Genomic DNA, 12,199 nt, shown 5'->3' with positions numbered 1-12,199 from the left:
CGCTTAACGCCGCTTTGACACCAACAACCCTAGCCCATTGCCCCAGTCATTTATGCCTTATATGCCTTAACCCACAAGCATCATCAGCCTAAATCATTCGTGTCACAGGAAGGCGGCTCCGCAGCGAATCCCCGGGAGCATACTTTAGTATGTGACCGGGGTGAGCGAGGACAGCCAACGCACCTGTGGCGCGAAGGATGACGGCCGATTAGTGTTCGCGGGTTTTGCGGAATATTACATCGGGATAGCGTTCCTGGGTGATGTTCAGGTTCACCATCGTTGGCGCGATGTAAGTCAGGTTATCGCCGCCATCCAGCGCGAGGTTAACCTCATTTTTACGCTGGAATTCGTCGAATTTCTTCGCATCGCTGCACTCAACCCAACGTGCGGTTGAAACGTTGATCGCTTCATAAATCGCTTCAACGTTGTATTCGCTTTTCAGACGCGCCACGACCACATCAAACTGCAGCACACCGACGGCCCCAACGATCAGGTCGTTGTTATGTACCGGACGGAATACCTGAACCGCACCCTCTTCCGACAGCTGTACCAAGCCTTTCAGCAGCTGTTTCTGCTTGAGAGGATCGCGCAGGCGAATACGACGGAACAGCTCTGGGGCGAAGTTCGGAATACCGGTGAACTTCATGTTCTCACCCTGGGTGAAGGTATCGCCGATCTGAATGGTGCCATGATTATGCAGACCGATGATATCGCCCGGGAAAGCTTCTTCAACGTGTGAACGGTCACCCGCCATAAAGGTCAGCGCGTCAGAGATCACCACGTCTTTACCGGTACGCACCTGGCGCAGCTTCATGCCTTTTTCATATTTACCTGACACCACACGCATAAACGCTACGCGGTCGCGGTGTTTCGGGTCCATGTTGGCCTGAATTTTGAAGACGAAACCAGAGAACTTCTCCTCTTTCGCTTCAACGGTACGCGAATCAGTTACGCGTGGCATTGGAGTCGGTGCCCAGTCAACCAGGCCATCCAGCATGTGATCGACACCAAAGTTACCCAATGCGGTACCGAAGAATACCGGGGTAATTTCGCCGCTCAGGAACAGTTCGTGATCAAACTCATGGGAAGCACCCTGTACCAGTTCCAGCTCATCACGCAGCTGGCTAGCCAGTTCTTCACCCACTGCGGCATCGAGATCCGGGTTATTCAGCCCTTTAACGATACGCACTTCCTGAATGGTGTGACCTTTACCGGTCTGATAAAGATAGGTTTCATCTTTGTAGAGGTGGTAAACCCCTTTGAACAGCTTGCCGCAGCCGATAGGCCAGGTGATTGGCGCACAGGCGATCTTCAGCTCGCTTTCAACTTCATCCAGCAGCTCCATCGGATCGCGGATGTCGCGGTCAAGTTTGTTCATGAAGGTGATGATCGGGGTATCGCGCAGACGGGTAACTTCCATCAGCTTACGGGTACGATCTTCGACGCCTTTCGCGGCATCGATCACCATCAGGCAGCAGTCAACCGCCGTTAAGGTACGGTAGGTATCTTCGGAGAAGTCTTCGTGCCCTGGGGTATCCAGCAGGTTAACCAGGCTGTCACGATACGGGAACTGCATCACCGAGGTGGTAATCGAGATCCCACGCTGTTTCTCCATCTCCATCCAGTCAGATTTTGCATGCTGGTTGGAGCCACGGCCTTTTACCGTTCCGGCGGTCTGAATCGCCTGTCCGAACAGGAGCACCTTCTCGGTGATGGTGGTCTTACCGGCATCCGGGTGCGATATGATCGCGAAGGTGCGGCGGCGAGCCACCTCTTCTAAAAAGAGAGCAATAGACATCAGTGAGTTCTTCAGTTGGGGCAGCGCCGCAGGCGGCACTGCTGATAATTCACGTAGCCGGTATGACGAACCGACAGGAGCACGGGCGCGCTCACCCAGCTGCCCGGCACAATTGAGGCGGCATATGATACAAGATTTAGTGCCGGATCACTATGACGTTAAATTGTTCAACCTTCGCGCGTCAGGGTCAGCGCGATGCCGCGCTCGCTGAGGCTACGTCCTACCGTTTCATCCAGATGGCAGTCAGTGACAATATCCGTGAGTTGATCGAGCGGAGCCGCACGGAACAGCGACCACGAGCCATATTTGCTGCTGTCCGCCAGCAGAATACGCCGCCGGGCGTTCATCAGCAGATCGTGTTTCAGTCCCGCTTTCTCTTCGGTTGGCGCAGTAATGCCGCGCTCCAGGCTCCAGGAGTTACAGCTGACAAACGCGATATCCGGATTGATGGTGCGCAGCATGCGGCGACCATGTTCGCCAATGCATGACTGGCTGGAGTCATCAATGCGCCCGCCAATGATCGTCACTTCAATCTGTTTGAATTCAGACAAGAACAGCGCAATGTGCAGGTCCGCGGTGATCACCCGTAATTGCAGGTGCGTCAACTGCCGCGCCAGCTCCAGCATCGTGGTACCGGCATCCAGCACAATCGCATCACCGCTACGCACAAAGCTGGCGGCTTTTACTGCAATAGCGTGCTTTTCTGCCAGGTGACGCTGGGATTTTTCCTGCGTGGTGGGCTGATTGGGAATGAACCGGTTTAACGTTACACCGCCGTGGCTGCGGCTAACGACACCTTCCTTGTCCAGCTTAATCAAATCCCGTCGAATGGTCGCTGGTGAGGCAGAAATTGCGCTCACCAGTTGGTCAACGGTCACCAGATTATGGCTCTTTAAATAGTCCATAATCTGGTCAAGGCGACTTTGTCCCTTCATATATCCTTAAGCAAGCTGCATCGCGAGTTTGATGGAGATTGCCATGCTCTCAGACTTCGCTTTTCCTGTCCAGGCGATATCGAAAGCGGTGCCATGATCGGCAGAAGTACGGATAAATGGCAGGCCAGCAGTAATGTTTACACCGTCATAAAAACCAAGTAATTTCAGTGGGATATGTCCCTGATCGTGGTACATAGCCACCACGATATCGTACTGTCCTTCCTGGCATTGCAGGAACACCGTATCTGGCGGGCAAGGTCCAGAAACATTAAGGCCTTTGGCCTGCATCGCCTTCACAGAAGGTCCTACGATGGTGATCTCTTCATCACCAAACAGGCCATTCTCACCGGCATGAGGATTGACCCCTGCCACGGCGATACGTGGGTTTTCAAAACCGACGCGGCGCAGGAACGCATCCGCCATGCCAATCACGGTTTCAATACGGGTGCAGTTCAGCGTATCCAGGAACTTGCGCAGTGCAATATGCGTAGTGACGTGAATCACTTTCAGCTTATCGGTATACAGCACCATCGCGTAATCTTTGGTGTTGGTCAGATGCGCCAGCAGCTCGGTATGCCCTGGATAGATATGGCCGGCAGAGTGCAACGCTTCTTTATTCAGCGGCGCAGTCGCGATGGCATGCACATCACCGGCCATGGCCAGTTCCGTAGCACGCTTGATGCAGCGCCAGGCGAGATCGCCCGCTTCTTTCTGCACAACGCCAGGCTTTAACGCCTCAGGATTGGCCAGTGGCTCGTCGATAACGTTCAGAATACCTGGCGCAAAGTGTGCCTGCTGCACATTATCTACCACGCGCAGTTCAACCTGTGGCGTGATGTTCAGCGCCAGGATGCGGCGCAGTGTGCTGGCACAGCCAACCACAACCGCCGGAGCGCCAGAGAGATCGCCCTCAGCCAGTGATTTAATAATGATCTCCGGGCTGATTCCCGCCGGATCGCCCATGGTCACCGCAATAATTTTACTCACTCGACTTCTCCTCAATAAAACGAATGGCTTCTACCAGGGTATTTTCATCACCAAAGCCGCCCGCTTTGGTCATCACCGGCAGGGTAAATTCACTGTTAAGTAAGCGCCCGTGGGGAACACATCCCGCCACCAGCCCTTCTGTTTGAAATCCGCTGGCACCCAATGACCGGGCGACAGCAATGGCAACATCGCCACCTGACAGGTAAAGCGCCGCAGGCAGACATGCGTGACATAACTGTTGGCTCAATTCGCCAAGAAACTGGCAGATAGACTCACCTAACTGCTGGCGCGTGATCCGGTGCTGCTGGCACAACGCATCAATCTGGTGGCGTTGCTCTGCCTGCTGGCAGGTACGGATCACCACGTGCTGGCCCTGACGTAGCGCGCTCAGGCTGCGCTCAAACCAGTGCGCCCTATCCGGCCACGCCGGTTGTGCAAATAACTGAGTGATATCGATATCCACTAGCGTGATTTCGCGTTGCCCGGCCAGTTGGGCAATCTGCTGCTGCGCACTGACGCTCATAGAACCAATCACCGCCAGCACCGGTTGTGGCTGTTTTGCGGCCACGGGCTGAGCAGTGGCAGGTCGTACAGCGGCCTGGCCTGACTGCCGCGCCAGCGCATCGCTTAAGCCCGCAGCCCCGACCAATAGTGGCGTCGGAGATAACTGCGCCGCAGCGGCAATAAGCAACGAGAGATCGGCTTCGTCTTCGGCATCCACGACCACGACACCCTGCTGGCTGGAAAGCCACTGGAAGAGATCCGGCTGTTTTAACTGTGCACGTGAGAGCACCTCGCCCGGAAGCTGGAGCTGAGTCAGTACCCGGCTGCTGATTACTGGCGTTTTCGGATCACTGGCAAATTCCGTTTCGGTCAGCGCAACGCCATCAATCAGCACTTCTCCGTGGCGAGTAATCCGCCCCAGTTTGGGCACCGCAGGCGCGACCAGCGCTAACTGTTTGCCACTGCTGCTGAGTGCGGCGGTGATTTCAACGCCGACATTACCGCGCAACGTGGAGTCGATTTTTTTGAAGATCCAGCCGCGATCCGCAGCCTGCTGATGGTGATGCAGCGCTTCAGTCACGCGGCGAGCGGCTTCACCGGGGGCTACAGCCCGGCTGTCAGTGCTGATCACCCACACATCAGCAGCCTGTGTACTGGCTGCCGTCGCGGCGTCAAACAATACATGCACTCGGGCTCCGGCCTGAGCCAGTCCACTGCCTGCATCATTGGCACCGGTAAAGTCATCGGCAATCACCAGAACCGGGGTTTGCCATGTGGGTTGCGCCATCGTTTCTCCTGTTCGCTGCACCATCAGATTACGTTTATGATTATATTCAATCATGATTGATTATATGTGAGCAAGATCAAATTATTTGAAATCAATTTGACCTATAAATTAGTCCACAGGCAGTGAACACACCCACTGTAACCGCTGCAAACAAGGCAGTGAGCAAATTTAATCATTCAGTCAGTAAACTGTAATAAAGGGCATGTGATGAATATCAACAGCACGGTGATTAGCGGCTACCAGGCGCTGAACGACATTAGCTACCTCCTGCAAGGCAAGGGCAAAGCCCTGCTGGTAACCGATAAAAATATTGAAGGTATCCCGGCGGTACAGGCATTGATCGCTCAGCTTAAGCAGCATGTTGCCAGCGTTGCGGTTGTTAACAGCGTGCCGCCAGAGCCGAGCCAGCATGATGTCGCGGCAATTGTTGCTGCTCTGCCAACGCAAGATGTCGATATCGTGATCGGCGTCGGCGGCGGTAGCGTACTGGATGTTGCCAAACTGCTCTCGGTACTCTGCGTAGCAGGCGCGCCAACGCTGGATGCTTTATTGGCTGGTGAAAAACCGCAGTCGCGCACCTGCTCGTTGCTGATCCCGACCACCGCCGGTACCGGCTCTGAAGCCACGCCGAATGCGATTTTAGCGATCCCGGAAAAAGAGACCAAAGTCGGTATCATTTCCCCGGTGATGCTGCCGGATTACGTTGCGTTAGTGCCAGAACTGACTACCAGCATGCCAGCGCATATCGCCTCTTCTACCGGCATTGACGCCCTGTGCCACCTGATTGAGTGCTTCACCGCCACGGTTTCCAACCCGGTCAGCGACAATTACGCGCTGATTGGTATGAAAAAGCTGTTTAAAAGCATCGAAACTGCGGTTAACGAGCCAACCAATCTTGAAGCGCGTCTCGATATGCTGTGGGCTTCTTACTATGGCGGCGCAGCCATTGCCCACGCCGGTACGCATCTGGTTCACGCGATGTCTTACCCGCTGGGTGGCAAATATCACCTGCCACACGGTGTTGCCAATGCCATTCTGCTGACCTCCTGCATGCGCTTTGTGCGCCCGGCAGTCGTGAGCAAATTTGCTCAGGCATACGATTTACTGCCAGACGCGGATGCTTCACTGGATGAAGAAGCCAAATCCCATGCGTTGGTCGACTATTTTGCCGCTCTGGTACAGCGCCTGAAGCTGCCAGACAGCCTGGAAGCGCTGGGCATCGGCCCCGATCACCTGCCCTACTTAGTGGAAGCTGCGTTAGACGTGCAGCGTTTAATGAAAAACGTGCCAACTGCCGTCAGCGCCGAAGATGTGCGCGCGGTTTATCTGACGCTGTTCCCTTCTCACCAGGCTTAATTTGAGGTTTTGTTATGAGCAAAAAAATTAACGGCGTACTGACCGCCATCGTTACCACCTTCGATAAAGAAGGCGCTTTCAACCCGGTCGCTCAGCGTGAGCAGGTACGTCGTCAGCTGAATGCGGGCAACGGCATCTTCTGCGGCGGCACCAACGGCGAATTCTTCGTTCTGAATGAACAGGAAAAAGTCGCCGTCACCGCAACCTGCATGGAAGAAGTCAACGGGGCCGCGCCAGTAGTGGCACACATTGGCGAGATCTCCACCCGTGAAACGATTCGCCTCGGCAAGCAGATTGCGGCGCTGGGCGTGAATGCCGTCTCGGTAATTACCCCGTACTTCGTACCACTAAAACAGGAAGAGCTGGAGTACCACTACCTGAACGTGGCTGACGCCCTGGACGTGCCACTGTTCCTCTACAACATCCCGGCACGTACCGGCAACACCCTGCTGCCAGAAACCGTGCGTAAGCTGGCAGCGCACCCGAACATTATCGGCATTAAAGACAGCGCAGGCAGCTACGAGAGCCTGAGCGGCTATATCAATGCGGTAAAAGACATCGACGGTTTCGACGTGCTGAACGGTCCAGACTCACTGATCCATCAGGGCTTCGTGGACGGTTGCTCAGCCTGTATCTCTGGTCTTGCCAACGCCGCACCAGAGGCGATTAACGCCATCTGGGCACGCTTCAACGCCGGCGATATCGAAGGCTCGCGCCAGGCGCAGGAAAACGTTACCGGGCTGCGTACCGATCTCTACAGCGTGGCGTTCTCCCCTGCTGCGGTGAAGAAAGCGGTAGCCCTGCAAGGCTATGACGTGGGTGACAGCCGCTACGCGGTGCAGTTCAGTGCTGCCGAAGAGCAGAAGATCCGCCAGATCATCAGCCAGTACCTGTGATTTTTCTGCCCGGATCGTTGTATCCGGGCTACTTAGCCTGACACCGGGAACCGTTATGAAAGTGATTTGCACCTCACCGTCGTTTGCCAAATATGATGCTACGCCGGTTGAAACCCTGAAATCTCACGGCTTTGAACTGGTCACGCTGCCAGCCGATGCGCCGCTGTCCGCGCTGGAGCCGCATCTGGCTGAAACCGTAGCGATGATCGTCGCCTTCACCGAGGTAAATGCCGAGCTGCTGGCAAAAACACCACAGCTGAAAATCGTCTGCAAACATGGCGTGGGCGTGGATAACATCGATCTGGATGCCACCCGCGAGCGCGGGATCTATGTCACCAACGTGCCAGACGCCAACAAACACGCAGTAGCAGACTTCGCCTTTGCCCTGATCCTCAACAGCGCCCGTCAGGTTACGCAGGCCGCTGTCGAGACTCGCGCGGGTAACTGGCCTCGCATCTTCGCGACCGATGTCTATGGCAAAACCCTGGGCATTATTGGCCTTGGCAATATCGGTAAGCAGGTGGCACTGCGCGCTAAAGGCTTCAACATGCGCGTGATTGCCTTTGATTTCTACCCGGATGAGAAGTTTGCGGCCGAACACGGCATTGAATTTGTCAGCCTCGATCGACTCACTGAAAGCAGCGACTTTATTACGCTGCACACGCCGCTCACCAATGAGACGCGCAACCTGTTTGATCGCGCCCGTCTGAGCCGCATGAAGAAAAGCGCCTTCCTGATCAACGTCTCTCGCGGTGGTGTGGTGAATGAACAAGATCTGTTCCACGCCCTGCAAGATAACGTGATTGCCGGTGCCGCGGCGGATGTCTTCGAACAGGAACCGCTGGCGCAACACCCGCTGTTTACCTTAAGCAACTTTATCCCTACGTCCCACATCGCGGGCTACACCGACGGGGCGATCAGCGCCATCGGCGAGCGTTGCGTACAACAGATTATTCAATGTCTTCGCCAGGCAGAACGCCCGGTGAACGTGATGAACGGACTGGCATAACGCCAGCCAGGTCCCGACTTTCGCTGCAGGATCGCGGCATATAACAGGAAACCGGATCGTTTACCCTACGCGATCCGGCAGTCTCAGGCCGATGCATCTGCAGAGAGATGCGCCCTTTTTTAGGTGATTATTATTATGAACAACACCTTGTCCTCTACACGTATTCGCTGGTGGATCGCAGGCCTGATGTGGCTGGCGATCGCCATTAACTATATTGATCGCACGGTGCTTTCCGCTGCGGCTCCGCATCTGATCAAAGAACTGAACATTAATCCAGAGATGATGGGCTTTATCATGGCCGCCTTCTTCTGGTCTTACGCGCTGTTGCAGATCCCGGCGGGCTGGTTTGCCGATCGCTTCGGCCAAAAGAAAGGCCTGGGTATTGCGGTTGCCTGGTGGTCCGTGGCGACGATGGCGATGGGACTGGCAACCGGCTTTAAATCCCTGCTGGCGCTGCGCCTGGCGCTGGGTGTGGGTGAAGCGGCAGCTTACCCAAGCAATGCAGGGATCACCGCGCGCTGGTTCCCGGACCGTGAACGCGCCACCGTATCTGGCCTGTTCGACAGCGCCTCAAAATTTGGCGGTGCCGTCGCCATGCCGCTGATCGTGTTTATGATCGCGATGTTCGACTGGCGTCTGACCTTCCTGGCGATCGGTGCGATCGGCCTGATTTGGGTGATCGCCTGGTACTTTATCTACTCCGAGAATCCGGAAGATCATAAGTCGATCAGCCAGACTGAAGTACGTTTGATCCGTGACGGTCAGGCGCAGAAACATGGCGATAAAAGCGTACGCCCAATGAAGTGGTACAAACTGCTGCGCTATCGCAATATCTGGGCGATGTGCATTGGTTTCTTCACCATTAACTACACCTCCTACTTCTTTATCACCTGGTTGCCGACCTACCTGGTGAAAGATAAAGGCATGGACTTCCTGAAAATGGGGATGGTCGCTGCGCTGCCACTGATTTGCGGCATGGTGATTGAAGTGCTGGCGGGATGGGCTTCTGACCGTATGGTGCACAACAAAGTGCTCTCTCTGACGGCAACCCGCAAGCTGTTCCTGACCATTGGTCTGCTGATGGCGCTGTGCATCGGTTTTGCACCTTTCACTGACTCCGTATTCATGACCGTGCTGCTGCTGTGCATCGCCAAATCGGGGACTACCGTTGCCGCCTCTCAGGTCTGGGCTTTACCGGGTGACGTGGCTCCGCAGAACAGCGTGTCTATTGTTGCCGGATTACAGAACACCGTTTCCAACATGGGCGGTGCAGTGGGTCCGATTATTACGGGCGCTATCGTCGGTGCCACCGGCCACTTTACCTGGGCGCTGGTCTTCTCAGCCGTACTGGTGGTGATTGGCATCCTTAACTATCTGTTCCTGATGGGTAAAGTTGAGCCTATCGTGGATGAGGAACAGGTTAAGCATCCTCACGGGGCAGCCAGCGTACACTGATCGCCTCTGGTATCTGTGCCGTGTGGGATGACCTGCACGGCACCCTCTTGTAGCCAACTTATAACAATCACCTGGAGGCGATGATGTCGCTTAATTCCAAGGGAATCCCCGCGCCTGACGCCGGGGGAAAAACAGGCAAGTTTCGCTATGTAATCCTTACCGTACTCTCAATCGGCGTGGCGATTAACTATATCGATCGCGCCGCGATGAGCGTGGCGATCCCATTTATGGGGAAAGATCTCCACTTCTCGCCGACTGACAGTGGCCTGTTGCTGTCAGCTTTTTTCTGGAGCTATGTCCTGTTCCAGCTGCCTGGTGGCTGGCTGGTGGATCGCCTCGGGCCACGCATTACCTTTGCACTAAGTAGCCTGGGCTGGGGCCTGGCAACCGCCGCCTGCGGCCTTGCCAGCAGCGTAGGTGCGCTGGTGGGCTTCCGCTTTGTACTGGGTGCCGTCGAAGCGCCAACCTATCCGGCCAGTTCTTCTACCGTGACGCGCTGGTTCCCGCGCCAGGAACGCAGCTTCGCCGCCGCCACCTTCAATAACGGCAGTAAAATTGGCGGCACGCTGGCGATTCCACTGATCTCATTTCTGATTGCGCTGGTAGGCTGGCGTATGACGTTTGTCATCTCCGGCGTGGTCGCCGTGGGCTGGGCGCTGCTGTGGTACTTCTGGTATCGCGATCCGCGCCAGCACCCCTCCGCCAGCGCCGCAGAGATCGCCCTGATTGAAGAGAATCAGGATGCCGAAACCGGTGCACCGATGAGCGTCCGTCAGCTGTTAAGCCAGCGGGCGGTACAGGCGATGATGGTCGGTTTCTTCTGCGTCAATTTCGTTTCCTACTTCTTTTTCACCTGGTTCCCGACCTACATGGTTGAGACCTTCCACCTGTCGCTGATGCAATTTGGCGTTCTTGGCATGTTGCCGGGAATCGCGGCGATTATTGGCGGCTGGTGTGGCGGCTTACTGTCCGACGGGCTGGTACGCCGGGGCTACTCACTGAGCGTGGCGCGTAAAGTTCCGCTGGCGGCGGGAATGATCGCCAGCGCCACCATTGGTCTGGCAGCATTTGCACCCAACGTTGGCCTCGCGCTGACCGCACTGTGCATCGCCAACTTCGGTGCCACTTTTGCTGCTGCACCACTCTGGGCACTACCTTCGGATGTGGCTCCTAACCGCGCCAACGTCGCGACCATTGGCGGGATCCAGAACATGGCGGCGAACATGGCCGGGATTATCTCGCCGATCCTGATTGGCGTATTAATGCAGTACACCCACTCGTTTGCCGTGCCGCTGGAGATTGCTGGCGTTGTCGGCATTCTTGGCGCGCTGGTCTACGCTTTCTGGCTACCGCGCGTACAGCGTATGTCGCTGCCACAATCGCAGTCTGATACCTCTCATGTAAGGAGTGGCGTATGACCGCTCGCTGGAAAAAACGTCCTCCGCTCTCAACCTGGGGCGATTTTGGCCCGGACGATCAGCTCGGTCGCCTCAACCTGCTGACCGCCGCCAAGGTGCGGGAGGGAGTGGCAGAAGTGCAGGAAGGACGGACTTTCTGCCTCAGCCTGCCGCTCGATCTGCCCGGTGGCACCGCGATGAACCCACGTCGTTTGCCACCACAGCTTAATGCCACCCGACGCGGCGAGCTGGCCAATATGACCTATCCCCTGTCGCGGGATGATGCGCGCCTGAGTGATGTCATCTGTGACGATAGCGTGACGCTGGCGCTGCAATATTCCACCCAGTGGGATAGCCTGGCGCACATGGGCCAGTGGTTTGACGTGAACGATAACGGCAAGCCGGAGATGGTGTTCTACAACGGCTATAAAGCGGGCGTGGATATCGTCGGAGAAACCGACTACCGCGCGGGCTGTGGCTGCGATCAAGGCACACACCTTGGTGCCAAGCGCTTAGGGATTGAACATATGGCCCAGCACGGTATTCAGGGACGTGCGGTGATGATCGATATCAAACGTCACTTCGGTATTAAACGCTTTGCTTTTGGCTATCGCCATCTGCAACAGATCATCGAGGCGGATCGGATCGAGATCCGCCCCGGCGATCTCATCTGCTTCCGCACCGGGATGGACGAAGCGATCATTGCGATGAACGGTGAGCCGGATATGGCATTTCTCAGCACCCATTTTGCTGGCTTAGACGGCAGCGATGCGGAGCTACGCCAGTGGATCCATGACAGCGGTGTGGTGGCTCTACTGGCGGATAATCCGGCGGTGGAGATCCTCCCCGCGACGCCGCTCAACGCCGACTTTTACCCTTCTCACCCGCTGCACGATCTCTGCCTGTTCCGTCTGGGGGTTTACCTCGGCGAGCTCTGGCTGATGAGCCCCCTCGCCGACTGGCTGGCCGGGCAGCAGCGTTATGCCTTTTTATTAACAGCACCGCCGCTTCGGCTACCTGGTGCAGTGGGGTCGCCCGCGACGCCAATTGCCACGGTATAAACCCGGACCTGCCA

At 56.1% G+C, this 12,199-nt stretch carries 10 protein-coding genes; 6 read left to right on the top strand and 4 right to left on the bottom strand.

Annotated elements, in window-relative coordinates:
• Nucleotides 1–208 precede the first annotated feature (208 nt).
• The 4 genes from prfC to dtnK all read right to left on the bottom strand — a co-directional run bounded on the left by prfC (nt 209) and on the right by dtnK (nt 5,011).
• Nucleotides 209–1,798, bottom strand: a complete 1,590-nt coding sequence (gene prfC / locus B880_RS0111920) for a peptide chain release factor 3 (protein ID WP_026042598.1) — start codon at nt 1,796–1,798, stop codon at nt 209–211.
• Nucleotides 1,799–1,965: 167 nt separating this feature from the next.
• Complete coding sequence (locus B880_RS0111915; RefSeq protein WP_026042597.1) at nt 1,966–2,733, bottom strand: DeoR/GlpR family DNA-binding transcription regulator; 768 nt, start codon at nt 2,731–2,733, stop codon at nt 1,966–1,968.
• 6 nt (nt 2,734–2,739) lie between these two features.
• A complete protein-coding gene (locus B880_RS0111910) occupies nt 2,740–3,720 on the bottom strand; it encodes a D-threonate 4-phosphate dehydrogenase (protein WP_017347641.1) in 981 nt (326 codons plus the stop codon).
• Nucleotides 3,713–5,011, bottom strand: a complete 1,299-nt coding sequence (gene dtnK, locus B880_RS0111905) for a D-threonate kinase (protein WP_017347640.1) — start codon at nt 5,009–5,011, stop codon at nt 3,713–3,715. Before dtnK ends, B880_RS0111910 begins: the two co-directional genes overlap by 8 nt.
• A 207-nt stretch (nt 5,012–5,218) precedes the next feature.
• Between dtnK and B880_RS0111900 the strand changes: the two genes are divergently transcribed.
• The 6 genes from B880_RS0111900 to B880_RS0111875 all read left to right on the top strand — a co-directional run bounded on the left by B880_RS0111900 (nt 5,219) and on the right by B880_RS0111875 (nt 12,185).
• A complete protein-coding gene (locus B880_RS0111900) occupies nt 5,219–6,367 on the top strand; it encodes an iron-containing alcohol dehydrogenase (protein WP_017347639.1) in 1,149 nt (382 codons plus the stop codon).
• Nucleotides 6,368–6,381: 14 nt separating this feature from the next.
• The gene (locus B880_RS0111895) at nt 6,382–7,263 is read left to right on the top strand and encodes a dihydrodipicolinate synthase family protein (protein WP_017347638.1); all 882 of its coding nucleotides are present in this window, start codon (nt 6,382–6,384) and stop codon (nt 7,261–7,263) included.
• A 55-nt stretch (nt 7,264–7,318) separates the two neighbouring features.
• On the top strand, nt 7,319–8,272 hold the full coding sequence (locus B880_RS0111890) for a phosphoglycerate dehydrogenase (RefSeq protein ID WP_017347637.1): 954 nt from the start codon (nt 7,319–7,321) through the stop codon (nt 8,270–8,272).
• Nucleotides 8,273–8,407: 135 nt separating this feature from the next.
• Nucleotides 8,408–9,727: an MFS transporter gene (locus tag B880_RS0111885; protein WP_017347636.1), complete on the top strand. Its 1,320-nt coding sequence runs from the start codon at nt 8,408–8,410 to the stop codon at nt 9,725–9,727.
• Nucleotides 9,728–9,810: 83 nt separating this feature from the next.
• On the top strand, nt 9,811–11,145 hold the full coding sequence (locus tag B880_RS0111880) for an MFS transporter (RefSeq protein ID WP_017347635.1): 1,335 nt from the start codon (nt 9,811–9,813) through the stop codon (nt 11,143–11,145).
• A complete protein-coding gene (locus tag B880_RS0111875) occupies nt 11,142–12,185 on the top strand; it encodes a cyclase family protein (RefSeq protein WP_017347634.1) in 1,044 nt (347 codons plus the stop codon). Before B880_RS0111880 ends, B880_RS0111875 begins: the two co-directional genes overlap by 4 nt.
• The last annotated feature ends 14 nt before the right edge of the window (nt 12,186–12,199 follow it).

The organism is Pantoea sp. A4 (assembly GCF_000295955.2).
In the GTDB taxonomy this organism is placed as follows: Bacteria; Pseudomonadota; Gammaproteobacteria; order Enterobacterales; family Enterobacteriaceae; genus Pantoea; species Pantoea multigeneris.
Note: the sequence above shows the minus strand (reverse complement) of the source record. Positions and strands in the feature narration are given on the sequence as shown.